Source organism: Cellulomonas sp. S1-8 (assembly GCF_026184235.1).
In the GTDB taxonomy this organism is placed as follows: Bacteria; Actinomycetota; Actinomycetes; order Actinomycetales; family Cellulomonadaceae; genus Cellulomonas.
This window is the reverse complement of record NZ_CP110806.1, coordinates 792074-806763: the sequence shown is the minus strand read 5'-3', so window position 1 is coordinate 806763 and position 14690 is coordinate 792074. Positions and strand designations below refer to the sequence as shown.

The window sequence follows — 14690 nt, the reverse complement described above, 5'->3', positions numbered from 1 at the left end:
CACCCGGCTCCACGTGTCGAGGCGGGTCCGGCGCAGCCGGGCCCGCCTCGCCCGTCCCCGGGGCCGATCTCGGTGGCCCGACGTCGGCAGCACCTGAGAGGATCCAGCCATGAGCGGTACGGCGCAGCGCCTGCAGATCACGGCAGCGAACCCGGACCCCGCCCTCCTCGACCTGCCGTGGCACATCCCGCTGGAGCAGTGGCCCGACGAGATGCTGGCCGCGCTCCCCCGGGGCATCTCCCGGCACGTCGTGCGGTTCGCGCGGATGTCGGGGCGTGTCATCGCGATCAAGGAGATCGGGGAGACGGTCGCGTACCGCGAGTACGAGCTGCTCCGCCAGCTCCGCAAGATCGACGTCCCGAGCGTGGAGCCCGTCGGCGTCATCACCGGCCGGCGCGACCCCGACGGCGAGCCGCTCGAGGCGGTCCTCATCACGCAGCACCTGCAGTTCTCGCTGCCGTACCGCGCGCTGTTCAGCCAGTCGCTGCGTCCGGACACCGCGACCCGCCTCATCGACGCGCTCGCGGTCCTGCTCGTCCGGCTGCACCTCGCGGGGTTCTACTGGGGTGACGTGTCGCTGTCGAACACGCTGTTCCGGCGCGACGCCGAGACGTTCGCTGCGTACCTCGTCGACGCCGAGACGGGCGACCTGCACGACGTCCTGAGCCCCGGGCAGCGCAGCTACGACCTCGAGGTCGCGCGCGTCAACATCATCGGCGAGCTCATGGACCTGCAGGCCGGGGACTTCCTCGACGAGGACGAGGACGCCGTCGCGATCGGCGAGGCCCTCGTCGTGCGGTACGAGGAGCTGTGGCGTGCGCTGACCGAGACCGAGTCGTTCGGGTTCGGGGAGCGCTGGCGCGTGCAGGCGCGCATCGACCGGCTCAACGACCTGGGGTTCGACGTCGGCGAGCTCGACATCCTCACCGACCTCGACGGCACCTCGGTGCGCATCCAGCCCAAGGTCGTCGACGCCGGGCACCACTCCCGTCGCCTCATGCGGCTCACGGGCCTCGACGTGCAGGAGAACCAGGCGCGTCGGCTGCTCAACGACCTCGACGAGTTCCGCGCCGCGACCGACCGGCAGGCCGAGGACGAGGCCTTCGTCGCGCACGACTGGGTCACCGAGGTGTTCGAGCCGGCGTTCCGCAGCGTCCCGCGTGACCTGCGCGGCAAGCTCGAGCCCGCGCAGATCTACCACGAGCTGCTGGACCACCGCTGGTACCTCTCGCAGCAGCAGCACCGCGACGTCCCGATGCCCGAGGTCGTCACCAGCTACGTGAAGAACATCCTGCCGACCCGCCCGGATGAGCACTCCGTGCTCGGCACCCGCGCCGAGGACCTGCGCGACGGTGAGACGGGCACGCTGCCCCGCATCGACGACGACCTCGACCCGGACCAGCTCATCGGCTGACCACCGCCTGACGACCGCCCCGCGAGTGCGGGGGAAACGGAGCGAGTGCGGGGGAAACGACCCCCGCACTCGTGGTGTCTCCCCCGCACTCGTGGGGGGTGGTCACTCGGTGCGCTGGCGTGCCACCTCGTACAGGGCGATGCCGGCCGCGACGCCGGCGTTGAGCGACTCGACGCCGCCCGTGATGGGGATCGAGACGATCGCGTCGCACTCCTCGCGCACCAGCCGCGACAGCCCCTTGCCCTCCGAGCCGACGACCAGGACGAGCGGGTCCGCCGCGAAGGGCAGCTCACCCAGGGACACGTCGCCGCCCGCGTCGAGCCCGACGACGAACACCCCGGCCCGGCGGTACTCCTGCAGCGCGCGCGTGAGGTTGGTCGCGCGTGCGACCGGCACACGGGCCGCGGCGCCCGCGGAGACCTTCCACGCCGAGGCGGTCACCCCGGCCGCCCGCCGCTCCGGCACCAGGACGCCGTGCGCCCCGAACGCCCCGGCGGACCGCAGCACGGCGCCCAGGTTGCGCGGGTCGGTGATGCCGTCGAGCGCGACGACCAGCGGCGGCGTCTGCGAGGCGGCGGCCCTGTCGAGCAGGTCCTCCGGGTCGAGGTACTCGTACGGCGGCACCTGGATGGCGACGCCCTGGTGCACGGAGCCGTCGGTGAGCCGGTCGATCTCGGCGCGGCCGACCTCGAGCAGCGGGTACCCCGCGTCGGCGGCTGTCGAGATGATCTCCCGTGTGCGGTCGTCCGCCTCGAGGCGCGACGCGAGGTACACGGTCGCCACGGGGATGCCTGCGCGCAGCGCCTCGAGGACCGAGTTGCGGCCCGAGACGATCTCGTGGGTCGAGCTGGTCTTGCCGCCGCGCTTGCCCGACGCACCCCGCGCGGCGCGCGCCGACGGACGTCCCGAGCTCCCCGCCGCCTCGCCCGCCTTCTCCGCAGCGGCCTTGCGCTTGGCGGCGACGTGGTACGGCCGGTCCTCGGCCTTGGGCGTCGGTCCCCGGCCCTCCAGCGCGCGGCGGCTGTGGCCACCGGTCCCGACGCGGGCGCCCTTCTTCGATCCGGCCTTGCGGGTCGCGCCGCGGCGTTCAGAGTTGCCGGCCATCAGTTGTCCTCCGAGAGGTGGGTAGCGGGCGCGGCGAGCGTCCAGCGCGCGCCCGTCGAGGAGTCCTCCACGACGACGCCCGCAGCGGTGAGCCGGTCGCGGATCGCGTCGGCGGTGGCCCAGTCACGGGCGGAGCGTGCGGCAGCGCGGGCGTCGAGCTCGGCACGCACGAGCGCGTCGAGGGCGAGCGCCGTGCGCCCGTCGCCGGCCGCGGCGCTCCACTGCGGGGAGCCGGGGTCGAGCCCCAGCACGTCGAGCATGCCGCGCAGCGCGACCATCGCGGCGCGGGCCTCGGCGTCGTCGTCGGCCGCGAGCGCGCTGTTGCCGGCGCGCAGGGTCTCGTGGACCACGGCGAGCGCCGCGGGCACGTTGAGGTCGTCGTCGAGCGCGGCCGCGAACCCCGCGGGCAGCGCGGCACGGGCGACCTCGTCGTCCGTCGCGGGGCCGACGCGCTCGGCGGCGCGCTGCACGAAGCCGGCGAGCCGCTCCCACGTGGCCTCGGCCTCGGTGAGGGTGTCGTCGGTCCACTCGAGCATCGAGCGGTACTGCACGGCGGTCAGGGCGTACCGCACGACGACCGCCGGCGCCTTCTCGAGGACCGTGGTGACGAGCAGCCCGTTGCCGAGCGACTTGCTCATCTTGGCGCCGCCCTGCGTGACCCAGCCGTTGTGCAGCCAGTACCGCGCGAACCCGTAGCCCGCCGCGCGCGACTGCGCCTGCTCGTTCTCGTGGTGCGGGAAGCGCAGGTCGAGGCCACCGCCGTGGATGTCGAACTCCTCGCCCAGGTACCGGTGCGCCATCGCCGAGCACTCGAGGTGCCAGCCGGGGCGACCGCGTCCGTACGGGGTGTCCCACGACGCCGTCGCGGGCTCGCCGGGCCGCGGCGCCTTCCAGAGCGCGAAGTCGTGCGGGTCGCGCTTGCCCGACCCCGCGTCCTCGGGGACGTCCATCATGTCGTCGACCCGCTGGTTGGTGAGCGACCCGTACTGCGACCACGAGCGGACGTCGAAGTACACGTCCCCGGGACCCGCGGCGTACGCGTGGCCGCGCTCCACGAGCCGGCCCATGAGCTCGAGCATCGCGGGGACGTGCCCGGTGGCGCGCGGCTCGTAGTCGGGGGGCAGCACGCCCAGCGCGTCGTACGCGGCCGTGAAGGCGCGCTCGTTGCTCAGCGCCCACGCCCACCACGCGCGGTCCGCGGCGGTGGCCTTCGCGAGGATCTTGTCGTCGATGTCGGTGACGTTGCGCACGAGCGTGACGCGCGCGCCGTTGCGGCGCAGCCAGCGGACCAGCACGTCGAACGCCACGGCGGAGCGGACGTGGCCCACGTGCGGTGGCGCCTGGACGGTCGCCCCGCACAGGTAGATGCCGACCTCCCCCTCGACGAGAGGGAGGAAGTCGCGCACCGACTGGGCACCGGTGTCGAACAGCCGCAGGGTCACCGGCCCAGGCTACCGGCGCGCGGGCCCCCCGCCCGCCGGTGGAGCGGGCCGACGCGGTCAGCCGACGCAGACCCCTTCGCCCCGGTAGGTCGGGACGGTCGCCTCGACCTGGTCCCCCCGCACGAGGTGCACGTGGGTGAACCGCTCCATCACCTCGCCCGCCTTGGCGTGGCGGAACCACACCCGGTCACCGATGCGCAGGTCCGCGCGCGCGGGGACCCGCAGCGGCGTCTGCACCTCACCGGCGCCCTCGCGGGGTGCCAGCCGCAGGCCGGCGGGCCACACGGGCCGCGGCAGCCGGCTCGGCGTGGCCGGCCCGGACGCGACGTAACCGCCGCCGAAGACGGTCGCCCATCCCGCACCGGGCAGGCGCACGACGTCGAGGCCGACGTACGCGGCGGGGCGCGCGTCGAACGCGCGGTACCCGTCGAACAGCGTCGGGACGAACAGGCCCGACCCGGCGGTGACCTCGGTGACCCGCGGCGCCGCGGCGCTCACCTCCAGCGACCCGGTGCCCCCGGCGTTGACGAGCTCCAGCGGGTGCCCGAGCGCCGCCGCGACGGCGTCGACGACGTCGGTGCGCCGCCGCGCGAGCTCCCGCACGGACGCGGCCTTGACGAGCCGCACCCCCGGGGACGTGTCCGGCAGCCCGGCGACCTGCGCCTCGTAGAACATGACGCCGCGCACCTCGAGGGAGCCGCGCTGCTCGACCGCGACGGCGAGGGCCGCGACGTCCTCCGGCGTCCGCAGGGGTGAGCGCCGCACACCGAGGTGGACGGTGAGCGGGCCGCGGCCCACGCGCAGCGACGCGTCCACGTCGAGGCAGACGCGCAGCCGTCGGCGGTACCGGCCCGCTGCGGCGGCCAGCAGGTCCACCTGTGCCGTGTCGTCGACCATGAAGGTCACGGCCGCCGCGGCGGTGGGGTCGGCGGCGACGGCGTCGATCGCGGTCGTGTCGACCGTGGGGTAGCCCAGCAGGACGTCGCGGACCCCGTGCCCGACGAGCCAGTGCGCCTCGGCAGCCGCGTACGCCATGACGCCCGCGAATCCCGGCAGGGCCAGCACCTGCTCGAGCACGCTGCGCACGCGGACGGACTTGCTCGCGACGCGGACGGGCTTCCCGCCGGCGCGCCGCACGAGGTCCGCCGCGTTCGCGTCGAGCGCGTCGGCGTCGACCACGACGACCGGCGCCGGCAGCCCGGTGGTCGCCGCGTCGAGCCGCTCCCCGAGGGTGCGCGCCCGAGCCGTCGTCACGGCGATCATGCCAGGGCGGTCACCCCGGCCCCGACGGGCTTCACCAGGCGGTGCAGGTCGCCTCGCGGCTCGTGCGGGTCCTCGGCGGTGCCGCTGAGCATCGCCTCCTCGTCCATGGGCACGGCGAGGGTCGCGAGGTGCTCGGCGAACAGGCGCAGACCCTGGTAGCCCGCGTCGGCGTCCCCGTCGACGAGCCAGGCGAGGGAGAAGCCGTCCACCGCCGCGATGATCGACCGGGCGATGATGTGCCGGGGCAGGCGCCAGGTGACGGAGCCGGCGCGCTCGACCTCCTCGAGGAAGTGCTCGGCGGCCGCCCAGCTCACGACGTACTGGTCGATGCCGACCTGTCGCAGCTCGGAGTGGCGCAGCGACGTCGTCGTGAGCTCGTAGGTCAGCAGCTGCGGCCCGCGCGTCGCGCGGATGTTGGCCCACAGGCCCTCGAGCACGCCGAGGATCAGATCCTTCGCGGGCGCCGACTCCGGCATCTCCGCGAGCCCGCGCGCGAGGTTGCGCTCGGTGATGGTGTGCGCCATGGCGCGCAACAGCTCGTCCTTGTCACGGAAGCAGTAGTGGACGACCCCCAGCGAGACGCCGGCCTCGGCGGCCACCGCTCGGACGGTGGCGCCGTCGATGCCTTCCCTGCTGGCGACGCTCAGTGCTGCCTCGATGAGCTGCTCGCGGCGTTCTGCGACCGGCAGACGGTTCATAGCTCCTCCTCGCGGGCGCTCGACCCGCACACCCCCCCGGCGGCGGTCGACGCCTCCCCGAGCATCATCTCATCGGGGATCGTGACGATAGTCAAGGTTTTCGCACACTTGACTTGGACACGCGCCCAGCGGATTGTGGGGATATGGGCTGGGGCGGCCCCGGAGACCCCGGGGTCGGGACGTGGCACAACTGGGCGCGGACGCATGCGGCGACGCCGATCCGGGTCGCGCGTCCGCGCGGCATCGACGATCTGGTCCGCGAGGTGGCGGCCGCGACGGCCGCAGGTGGTCGGCTGCGCGCCGTCGGCACAGGCCACTCGTTCACGGCCGCCGCCGTCACGGACGGGGTGCAGGTCCACCTCGACCACCTCGCCGCGTTCGAGCACCTCGACCCCCGCCCGGACGGCACGACGCACGTGACCGTCGGCGCCGGCATCCGGCTCTCCGACCTCAACGCGGGCCTGGCAGCGCGCGGCCTCGGGATGCGCAACCTCGGCGACATCGACCGCCAGACCCTCGCAGGCGCCATCAGCACCGGCACGCACGGCACCGGCGCGCTCGTCGGCGGGCTCGCGACGCAGGTCGTCGGCTGCCGCCTCGTCACCGCTTCGGGTGACGTCGTCGAGACGTCCGCGACGCGCGACCCGGACCTCTTCGAGCTCGCCCGCCTCGGGCTCGGCACCGCGGGCGTCCTGGCGGCGGTGACCCTCGAGGTGGTGCCCGCGTTCCTGCTCGAGGCGCGCGAGGAGCCCACCACCCTGGAAGCGGTGCTCGAGGGCCTCGGCGACCTCGTCGACGGCAACGAGCACTTCGAGTTCTACTGGTTCCCGCACACGCGGGGCGTCCTGTCCAAGCGCAACAACCGCGTCACCGACGCCGTCGCGCGCCCGCTGTCCCCGCTGCGCCGGCTGGTGGACGACGAGATCCTGTCGAACGGCGTGTTCGAGCTGTTCAACCGGTGGGCGGCGGCCCGCCCGACGGCGGTCCCCCGGCTCAACGCGGTGGCCCACCGCACGCTCACCGCGCGTACGTACACCGGGGCGTCGGCCGACGTGTTCGTCGCCCGACGGCGCGTGCGCTTCCGCGAGATGGAGTACGCCGTGCCCCGCGAGCACGTGGGCGACGTGGTGCTGCAGGTCGACGCCTGGCTGCGCCGCTCGGGCGAGCCCGTCCCGTTCCCCATCGAGGTCCGGTTCGCCGCCGCCGACGACCTGTGGCTGTCGACGGCGCACGGCCGCCCGACCGGCTACGTCGCCGTCCACCAGTACCACCGCATGCCGCACGAGCGGTACTTCGACGCCCTCGAGCACATCGTCGCGGACGTCGACGGCCGCCCCCACTGGGGCAAGATGCACGGGCTGGACCACACGCGGCTGAGCGGGCTCTACCCGCGCCTGGCCGACGCCAACCGGGTCCGGGCGCGCGTCGACCCGACCGGCACGTTCCGCAACGCCTACATCGACCACGTCCTCGGCCCGCTGCCCTGAGCCGGGCGGCGGCGGCCACGGTTCAGGCGAACGAGCGACGCCCCCGCGCTGGCCAGGCGGCCGATCCGCGGCGAGGCTGTCCGGATGACGGACATGGGACGAGCTGTCGTCGCGGCCGACCTCGGCGGACCCGAGGTGCTGCAGGTGGTCGAGGCCGCGGCGGTGCCCCCCGGTCCGGGCGAGGTGCAGGTGCGCGTGCGCGCCGCTGGCGTCAACCCCTGGGACTGGAAGTCGTACGCGCCCGGCTCCGGGGCCCGGCCCCCCGTGCGGCTGGGCCTCGAGGTCGCCGGCGTCGTGCAGGCCGTCGGGCCCGAGGTGCGGTGGTACTCGGTCGGGGACGAGGTGGTCGCCTGGCCCGTCACGGGCGGGTACGCCGACGTGGTGACGGTGCCGCAGCGGGTGCTGGTGCGCCGACCCGAGCGGCTCGACGCGGTGCAGGCGGCCGCGCTGCTGGGCGCCGGCGTCGCGGCCGCGCACGCGGTCGACGCGACGGGCGTCGGCGACGAGGACGTCGTGCTCGTGCACGGCGCGTCCGGCGGGGTCGGTCGGATGGCCGTGCAGCTCGCGGTGCTGCGGGGTGCCCGGGTGATCGCGACGGCGTCGCCGAGGTGGCACGACTGCCTCCGACGCTTCGGCGTGGAACCGGTCGCGTACGGACCGGGGCTGCTCGAGCGCGTCCGCGACCTCACGACGCGGCTGGGCGCGGTGAGCGTCGCCATCGACGCCGCGGGGACCCTGCAGGCGCTGGAGACCTCGATCGCGCTCGTCGCGGACAGGTCGCGCATCGCGACGCTGGTCGCGCTCGACCGCGCCGCCGCCCTCGGCATCCTCGCGCTGGGCCACGGCCCGGGCGCCGACCCGGGGAACGCGGTCCGGGACGCGGCTCGCAGCCAGCTCACGTCCCTCGCGGCCGACGGGTCGCTGGACGTGCTGGTGACGGGCACGTTCCCGCTCGAGGAGGCGGCCGCCGCCCACCGGCGCAGCCGCGAGGGTCACGCGGGCGGCAAGCTGGTCCTCGTCACCCGGTGACGCGGGGGTGGCTGCCGGTCACCGGCGGCCAGAGGTCCGGCGGCGGTGCGAGCGGGGCGGCGGGCCGTGCGACCTCGTCCACCTGCTGCAGCCCCGCGAACGTGGCCTCCAGGGTGTCCAGCGCCACCCGGTTGCGCGGCCGGACCGGGCGGGTCCTGGCACGCTGCGGCAGGCCGCGGGCGCCGGTCACCGGCGCGGGCGCGCCGGACGCGGGCGCCGCCGCCGGCGCGCGCTCGCTGTCCGTGGATCGCAGTGTCACGTGCACGGACGGTACCGGCGTTTCGTCCGGTTCGCGACGCGCGTCCACCCCGGCCCGCACCACGTCCAGGATGCGGGCGCGACAGTTCACCCACGTGGGTGCACCGACGCCCACATCGTGACACGCCCGCGGGGTGCCGGTCAGGCCACGTCGAGGGCGATGAGGGCCGTCGCGATCGCGGCGACACCCTCACCCCGGCCCGTCAGCCCCAGTCCGTCGGTCGTCGTCGCCGCGACGGTCACGGTCGCACCGCAGGCCATCGACAGCACCGCCTGCGCCTCGATGCGCCGCGGACCCAGCTTGGGCCGGTTGCCGATGACCTGGACGGCGACGTTGCCGATCGTGAACCCGGCGGCCCGCACGCGCCGCGCGGCCTCGGCCAGCAGCGCCGCACCGGACGCACCCGCCCACCGGGGGTCGTCCGTGCCGAACTGCACACCGAGGTCCCCCAGCCCGGCGGCCGACAGCAGCGCGTCCGCGGCAGCGTGCGCGGCGACGTCCGCGTCGGAGTGACCCGCGAGCGGCCGCTCCCCCGGCCACGCCAGGCCCGCCAGGTGCAGGACGGCGTCCGGCGCGGGGTCGGGGTCGTAGGCGTGCACGTCGATGCCGATGCCGGTGCGCTGGTTCACGCCGGGCCTCCCGTCGTCAGGGCCTGCGCGACCAGCAGGTCGCGGGCCGTCGTCACCTTCGCCGCGCGCTCGTCGCCCGGGACCACCCAGACCGCCACGCCCGTCGCCTCGACCAGCCCGGCGTCGTCGGACGCGGCCGTCGCCTCGTGCGCACCCCGACCCCAGCCGACCGCGTGCGCCCGCTCCAGGACGTCCCGCGCGAAGCCCTGCGGGGTCTGCACGGCGACGAGGTCGGCACGCGGCACGGTCTCGATCACGGGCCTGCCCGTGCGGTCGCCGGCGCCCACCCGCTTGACGGTGTCGACCACGGGCAGGCCCGGCACCACGGCCGCGTGACCGGCCCGCACGGCGTCGACGACGCGGGAGACGAGCTCCGGCGGCGCGAAGGGGCGTGCGGCGTCGTGCACGAGCACGACGTCCACGTCGTCGAGGAGCTCGGCGAGCCCCGCCGCGACGGACTCCTGCCGGGTGCGCCCCCCGCCCACGACGTCGAGCCGGACGTCACCGGAGGCGTCGTCGACGACCGCACCGACCAGCGTCGCGATCGCGTCGAGGTGCGCCGCCGGCGCGGTGACCACCAGCTGGGTGACCCCCGTGCCGTCGGAGGCACGGGCGGCGAGGAGCGCGCGGGCGGCGTGCACCACCAGCGGGGTCCCGGCGACGGGCACGACCGCCTTGGGCAGCTCGCGTCCCAGGCGGGACCCGCTGCCGGCGGCGGTCAGGACGGCGGCGATCGTCATGTGCGCATCGTGCCTGGTGCACGGCCGGGACGGGGCACCCGACACAGCGGGCGGGACACAGCAGACGGCCCGGGCATGGTGCACCCGGGCCGTCGTGCGTGCCGTACGTCGTGCGTGCGGATCAGGAGGCGAGGACCTCGTCGAGGATGGCCTCGGCCTTGTCCTCCTCCGTGTGCTCGGCGAGTGCGAGCTCCGACACGAGGATCTGACGGGCCTTGGCCAGCATCCGCTTCTCACCTGCGGACAGCCCGCGGTCGGCGTCCCGGCGCGACAGGTCGCGTACGACCTCCGCCACCTTGATGACGTCGCCCGACTGCAGCTTCTCGAGGTTGGCCTTGTAGCGCCGGGACCAGTTGGTCGGCTCCTCGGTGTACGGGGCGCGCAGCACCTCGAACACGCGGTCGAGCCCTTCCTGGCCGACGACGTCGCGGACACCCACGAGATCGACGTTCTCCGCCGGCACCTCGATCGTCAGGTCGCCGTGGGCGACCTTGAGCTTGAGGTACAGCTTCTCCTCGCCCCGGATGGTCCTGCTCTTGATCTCTTCGATCTTGGCTGCACCGTGGTGCGGGTAGACGACGGTCTCCCCAACAGTGAAAGTCATCTGTCGGTGTCCCCTTTCGCAGACGTGTATGGTATCACGCCCCCCTCCCCTGGATTCCGCCTGTCCAGCAGCGTCGGTGCTGGTCAGCGGCCGGTCAGCGGCCGGTCAGCGGCCGGTCAGCGGCCGGACAGCGGCCGGACAGGCGCCGGACAGGGACCGGTCACCGGCCGGACAGCAGCCGGACGACGACCCGGCGGAGGCCGGGGGGTGCCGCACGCGGGCTACCGACCCGCTGCGGGTGCCGCCCGCCGGTAGGCTGGCCGCGGCTGGTCTGCGGTCGCAGCGAGCCGCGCCCCACCCGCCCGCGCCGCCTCTGCGCGCGAGACCCGAGCAGGAGCCCTCGTGACCCGCCTCCGCCCCCGCACCGCCCGGACCGCCGCCGCCGGACTCGTCCTGGCCGCCGCCCTCGCGGTGACCGGCTGCTCGGCCACCAACCCGATCACCACGATCGGGGACTACGAGGCGTCGGACGGCGCCGGTACGACCGTCGGCTCCGTGCGCGTGCAGAACATGCTCGTCGTCGCCGCGGCGGAAGGTGCGCCCGGTGTGCTGAGCGGCGCCCTGGCCAACCGCGGGGCCGACGACGAGGACGTCACGCTGACCGTCGGCGACAGCGAGCCCGTCCGCGTGACGATCCCCGCCTCCGGCAGCGTCCTGGTCGGCGTGAGCGACGCCCCCGCCCGGTACGGGACCCTCGACGTGCCCGTCGCGTCCGTCGACACGGCCCCGGGCGGGCTCACGACGCTCACGATCACGACGTCGGGCGGCGGCACCGTCGAGCTGCCCGTCCCGGTCTTCGACGGCTCGCTGCCCGAGTACGCGGCCCTGGTGCCCACCCCGGGCGCCGGCGACCGCTCCGAGGCGACGCCGACCGCGCGGCCCACCGCCGACGCCACCCAGGACGCCTCGGAGCCCGAGGGCGACGAGGGCGGGGACACCGAGGGCTGACGCCCACCGCACGGGCTGCGTGCACGCACACGAGGGGCCGACCACCGTCCGGTGGTCGGCCCCTCGCGCGTCGGGCGCGACTGTCGGCGTCGGTCAGCCGAAGCGGCCCGAGATGTAGTCCTCGGTCGCCTGCTCGCGCGGGGACGAGAACATCGTCGACGTGTCGTCCATCTCGATGAGCTTGCCCGGCTTGCCCGTGCCGGCGATGTTGAAGAACGCCGTGCGGTCGGACACGCGCGCCGCCTGCTGCATGTTGTGCGTGACGATGACGATCGTGTAGTCCGCCTTCAGCTCGGCGATGAGGTCCTCGATCGCGAGCGTCGAGATGGGGTCGAGCGCCGAGCACGGCTCGTCCATCAGCAGCACCCGGGGCTGGACCGCGATGGCCCGTGCGATGCACAGGCGCTGCTGCTGCCCGCCCGACAGGCTGGAGCCGGGCCGGGCCAGGCGGTCCTTGACCTCGGTCCACAGGTTCGCGCGCCGAAGCGACTGCTCGACGAGCTCCGCCTGGTCGCCCTTCGACATGCGCCGGTTGTTGAGGCGCACACCCGCCAGCACGTTGTCCGAGATCGACATCGTCGGGAACGGGTTGGGGCGCTGGAAGACCATGCCGATCTGCCGGCGCACGTTCACCGGGTCGACGTCGGTGCTGTACAGGTCCTGGCCGTCCATGAGGGCCTTGCCCTCCACGCGCGCGCCGGGGATGACCTCGTGCATGCGGTTGAGGGTGCGCAGGAACGTCGACTTGCCGCAGCCCGACGGGCCGATGAGGGCGGTCGCCTGGCGAGGCTCGATGGCCATCGTGACACCCTCGACCGCGAGGAAGTCGCCGTAGTAGACGTCAAGCTCAGAGACGTCGATCCGCTTGGACATGGTGGGTCCTTCCTTCGGTTCGGTGCGGGCCCGCGTCAGCGGGCGCCCTTGGGGGCGAACCAGCGGCTGACGAGCCGGGCCACGAGGTTGAGCAGCATCACGAAGAGGATGAGCGTGAGGGCCGCGGCCCAGGCGCGGTCGATGCCCGTGCCACCCTGCTCGTACTGCCGGTAGGCGAAGACGGGCAGGGTCGCCATGCGCCCGTCGAACAGGTCGGTGTTCACCTGGGAGACCAGGCCGACCGTGAGGAGCAGCGGTGCCGTCTCCCCGATGACGCGGGCGACGGCCAGCATCACGCCCGTGACGATCCCCGCGGCGGCCGTGCGCAGCACGACCTTGAGGATCGTCAGCCACTTCGGCACGCCGAGCGCGTACGCCGCCTCCCGCAGCTCGTTGGGGACGAGCCGCAGCATCTCCTCCACCGAGCGGATCACGACCGGCGTCATGAGCAGCGACAGCGCGACGGCGCCCATGATGCCCGCGCGGAACGCGGGACCGAAGATCAGCGTGAAGAGCGCGAACGCGAAGAGGCCCGCGACGATCGACGGGATGCCCGTCATGACGTCGACGAGGAACGTGATGCCCCGCGCGAGCGGCCCGCGGCCGTACTCGACGAGGTAGATGGCCGTGAGCAGCCCGATCGGCACCGAGATCACGGCCGCGGCGAACGTCACGATCAGCGTGCCGATGAGCGCGTGCCGGATGCCGCCCTCGGTCATGTCGCCGAAGACCCCGACCATGTCGGTGGTGAGGAACTCCCACCCGAAGGCCTGCGCGCCACGGGTCGCGACGAGCAGCAGCAGGGAGACCAGTGGCACCAGCGCGAGCAGGAACGCGCCCGTGACGAGCGTCGTGGCCAACCGGTCGGCCGCGCGGCGCGGACCCTCGACGACGCGCGACGTGATGCTCGACACGAGCACGAACAGCACGGCGCCGAGCACGATCACGCTCGTCGGCGACGCCGACCCCGCGACCAGCAGGACCACCAGCGCCAGGACGAGCGAGCCGCCGGCGAACGCCCAGGTGCTCCACGAGGGCAGGCGCCGGTAGGCGTCGTCCGTCAGCAGCCCCGACGGGGCGGCGAGGGCGTCGGCGGTCATCAGTTGGCTCCCGAGAACTCGGCGCGCCGCGCGATGATCCAGCGCGCAGCGAAGTTGACGACGAATGTGATCACGAACAGCGCCAGACCCGTGGCGATGAGCGCGCTGACGCTCAGACCGCTGGCCTCCGGGAACTTCGAGGCGATGTTCGCGGCGATCGTCTGGTGCTGCCCGGGCTTGAGCAGGAAGAACGAGAACAGCAGCCCCGGAGAGATGACCATGAGCACGGCCATCGTCTCGCCCAGCGCACGACCCAGACCCAGCATCGACGCGCTGATCACGCCCGAGCGGCCGAACGGCAGGACGGCCTGGCGGACCATCTCCCACCGGGTCGCGCCGAGCGCCAGCGACGCCTCCTCGTGCAGGCGAGGGGTCTGCAGGAACACCTCGCGCGACACGGCGGTGATGATCGGCAGGATCATCACGGCCAGCACGACGGAGGCCGACATGATGTTCTTCGCCGGTGCCTGGTACTCCGCGAACAGCGGGATGAACCCGAGGTTCGACGACAGCCACATGAACACCGGGTCGAGCCGTCCGATGAGCCACAGGGCGCCCCACAGGCCGTAGACGACCGACGGGATCGCCGCGAGCAGGTCGATCAGGTAGCCGAGGCCCTGCGCGAGGCGGCGCGGCGCGTAGTGCGAGATGAACAGCGCGATGCCGATCGACACGGGCACGGCGAGCGCCAGGGCCAGCACCGAGGCCAGCAGCGTGCCGAAGATCAGCGGCCCGACGTACTCGGCCATCGAGCCGCCCTGGAACCAGGAGATCTCCGCGAGCTCCTCGCTGGACGCCGTCAGCGCGGGCCACGCCCGCACGACGAGGAACAGCGCGACCGCAGCGAGGGTCACGAGGATGAGGAGGCCCGCGCCCGTCGACAGGCCCGCGAAGACCTTGCTGGCGACGCGGCCGGTGGAGGCGGCGCGCACGGCGGCGCCCGCGTCGTCGGGCTGGGGGGAGGTGTCCCCGCGCGGGGGCGGGGTGGTGGTGACAGCCACGGCTGCTCCGTCGGTCGGGGAGGGTGGGGGCACCGCACGAGCCGTCCCGGGGCGGGCGTCCTGCCCCGCCCCGGGACGGCTCGGTGATGCGGTCATGCG

The 14690-nt window shown here is 74.3% G+C and carries 15 protein-coding genes; 4 read left to right on the top strand and 11 right to left on the bottom strand.

Features of this window, described 5'->3' with window-relative positions; all coding sequences use genetic code 11:
* The first annotated feature begins 109 nt into the window (after window positions 1-109).
* A complete protein-coding gene (locus tag OKX07_RS03690) occupies window positions 110-1414 on the top strand; it encodes a DUF4032 domain-containing protein (RefSeq protein WP_265630509.1) in 1305 nt (434 codons plus the stop codon).
* 102 nt (window positions 1415-1516) lie between these two features.
* Here the strand turns inward: OKX07_RS03690 and rlmB are convergent, their stop codons facing one another.
* From rlmB to OKX07_RS03670, 4 genes are read right to left on the bottom strand one after another with little or no spacing between them, the layout of a single operon-like run.
* Window positions 1517-2518, bottom strand: coding sequence for a 23S rRNA (guanosine(2251)-2'-O)-methyltransferase RlmB (rlmB, locus tag OKX07_RS03685; RefSeq protein ID WP_265630508.1), 1002 nt, complete (start codon window positions 2516-2518; stop codon window positions 1517-1519).
* The gene (gene cysS / locus OKX07_RS03680) at window positions 2518-3960 is read right to left on the bottom strand and encodes a cysteine--tRNA ligase (protein ID WP_265630507.1); all 1443 of its coding nucleotides are present in this window, start codon (window positions 3958-3960) and stop codon (window positions 2518-2520) included. The genes rlmB and cysS overlap by 1 nt, the downstream gene beginning before the upstream one ends.
* A gap of 57 nt (window positions 3961-4017) precedes the next feature.
* A complete protein-coding gene (locus OKX07_RS03675; RefSeq protein ID WP_265630506.1) occupies window positions 4018-5223 on the bottom strand; it encodes an alanine racemase in 1206 nt (401 codons plus the stop codon).
* Complete coding sequence (locus OKX07_RS03670; RefSeq protein WP_265630505.1) at window positions 5220-5921, bottom strand: TetR/AcrR family transcriptional regulator; 702 nt, start codon at window positions 5919-5921, stop codon at window positions 5220-5222. The genes OKX07_RS03675 and OKX07_RS03670 overlap by 4 nt, the downstream gene beginning before the upstream one ends.
* A gap of 143 nt (window positions 5922-6064) precedes the next feature.
* Here OKX07_RS03670 and OKX07_RS03665 point away from each other — a divergent pair, with 143 nt between their 5' ends.
* Window positions 6065-7408 (top strand): D-arabinono-1,4-lactone oxidase, encoded by a 1344-nt coding sequence (locus OKX07_RS03665; protein ID WP_265630504.1) that lies wholly within the window; start codon window positions 6065-6067, stop codon window positions 7406-7408.
* A gap of 93 nt (window positions 7409-7501) precedes the next feature.
* Window positions 7502-8437, top strand: a complete 936-nt coding sequence (locus tag OKX07_RS03660; protein WP_265630503.1) for an NADP-dependent oxidoreductase — start codon at window positions 7502-7504, stop codon at window positions 8435-8437.
* Here the strand turns inward: OKX07_RS03660 and OKX07_RS03655 are convergent.
* From OKX07_RS03655 to OKX07_RS03640, 4 genes are all read right to left on the bottom strand, one after another.
* Window positions 8427-8696, bottom strand: coding sequence for a hypothetical protein (locus tag OKX07_RS03655; protein WP_265630502.1), 270 nt, complete (start codon window positions 8694-8696; stop codon window positions 8427-8429). The two genes, OKX07_RS03660 and OKX07_RS03655, sit on opposite strands and share 11 nt — an antisense overlap.
* 140 nt (window positions 8697-8836) lie before the next feature.
* Window positions 8837-9325 carry a 2-C-methyl-D-erythritol 2,4-cyclodiphosphate synthase gene (gene ispF, locus OKX07_RS03650; protein WP_265630501.1) on the bottom strand — a complete coding sequence of 163 codons (489 nt, stop codon included), beginning with the start codon at window positions 9323-9325 and terminating at the stop codon, window positions 8837-8839.
* Window positions 9322-10065: a 2-C-methyl-D-erythritol 4-phosphate cytidylyltransferase gene (ispD, locus tag OKX07_RS03645; RefSeq protein ID WP_265630500.1), complete on the bottom strand. Its 744-nt coding sequence runs from the start codon at window positions 10063-10065 to the stop codon at window positions 9322-9324. The genes ispF and ispD overlap by 4 nt, the downstream gene beginning before the upstream one ends.
* A gap of 121 nt (window positions 10066-10186) precedes the next feature.
* A complete protein-coding gene (locus tag OKX07_RS03640) occupies window positions 10187-10669 on the bottom strand; it encodes a CarD family transcriptional regulator (protein WP_265630499.1) in 483 nt (160 codons plus the stop codon).
* A 342-nt stretch (window positions 10670-11011) separates the two neighbouring features.
* On the opposite strand from OKX07_RS03640, the gene OKX07_RS03635 reads away from it, so the two are divergent.
* Window positions 11012-11617 carry a hypothetical protein gene (locus OKX07_RS03635; RefSeq protein WP_265630498.1) on the top strand — a complete coding sequence of 202 codons (606 nt, stop codon included), beginning with the start codon at window positions 11012-11014 and terminating at the stop codon, window positions 11615-11617.
* A gap of 93 nt (window positions 11618-11710) precedes the next feature.
* On the opposite strand, the gene pstB is transcribed toward OKX07_RS03635, so the two are convergent.
* The 3 genes from pstB to pstC are packed head-to-tail and all read right to left on the bottom strand — an operon-like array spanning window position 11711 to window position 14591.
* Entirely contained in the window at window positions 11711-12490 is a 780-nt protein-coding gene (gene pstB / locus OKX07_RS03630; protein ID WP_265630497.1) for a phosphate ABC transporter ATP-binding protein PstB, read from the bottom strand.
* 35 nt (window positions 12491-12525) lie between these two features.
* On the bottom strand, window positions 12526-13590 hold the full coding sequence (gene pstA / locus OKX07_RS03625) for a phosphate ABC transporter permease PstA (RefSeq protein ID WP_265630496.1): 1065 nt from the start codon (window positions 13588-13590) through the stop codon (window positions 12526-12528).
* The gene (gene pstC / locus OKX07_RS03620) at window positions 13590-14591 is read right to left on the bottom strand and encodes a phosphate ABC transporter permease subunit PstC (RefSeq protein WP_416220819.1); all 1002 of its coding nucleotides are present in this window, start codon (window positions 14589-14591) and stop codon (window positions 13590-13592) included. The genes pstA and pstC overlap by 1 nt, the downstream gene beginning before the upstream one ends.
* Between the last annotated feature and the right edge of the window lie 99 nt (window positions 14592-14690).

Bases quoted from the DNA above. Each gene is read 5' to 3' on its own strand.
- OKX07_RS03690 (WP_265630509.1), top strand. From the start codon at position 110: ATGAGCGGTACGGCGCAGCGCCTGCAGATCACGGCAGCGAACCCGGAC.
- rlmB (WP_265630508.1), bottom strand. From the start codon at position 2,518: ATGGCCGGCAACTCTGAACGCCGCGGCGCGACCCGCAAGGCCGGATCG.
- OKX07_RS03675 (WP_265630506.1), bottom strand. From the start codon at position 5,223: ATGATCGCCGTGACGACGGCTCGGGCGCGCACCCTCGGGGAGCGGCTC.
- OKX07_RS03670 (WP_265630505.1), bottom strand. From the start codon at position 5,921: ATGAACCGTCTGCCGGTCGCAGAACGCCGCGAGCAGCTCATCGAGGCA.
- OKX07_RS03665 (WP_265630504.1), top strand. From the start codon at position 6,065: ATGGGCTGGGGCGGCCCCGGAGACCCCGGGGTCGGGACGTGGCACAAC.
- OKX07_RS03660 (WP_265630503.1), top strand. From the start codon at position 7,502: ATGGGACGAGCTGTCGTCGCGGCCGACCTCGGCGGACCCGAGGTGCTG.
- ispD (WP_265630500.1), bottom strand. From the start codon at position 10,065: ATGACGATCGCCGCCGTCCTGACCGCCGCCGGCAGCGGGTCCCGCCTG.
- OKX07_RS03640 (WP_265630499.1), bottom strand. From the start codon at position 10,669: ATGACTTTCACTGTTGGGGAGACCGTCGTCTACCCGCACCACGGTGCA.
- pstB (WP_265630497.1), bottom strand. From the start codon at position 12,490: ATGTCCAAGCGGATCGACGTCTCTGAGCTTGACGTCTACTACGGCGAC.
- pstA (WP_265630496.1), bottom strand. From the start codon at position 13,590: ATGACCGCCGACGCCCTCGCCGCCCCGTCGGGGCTGCTGACGGACGAC.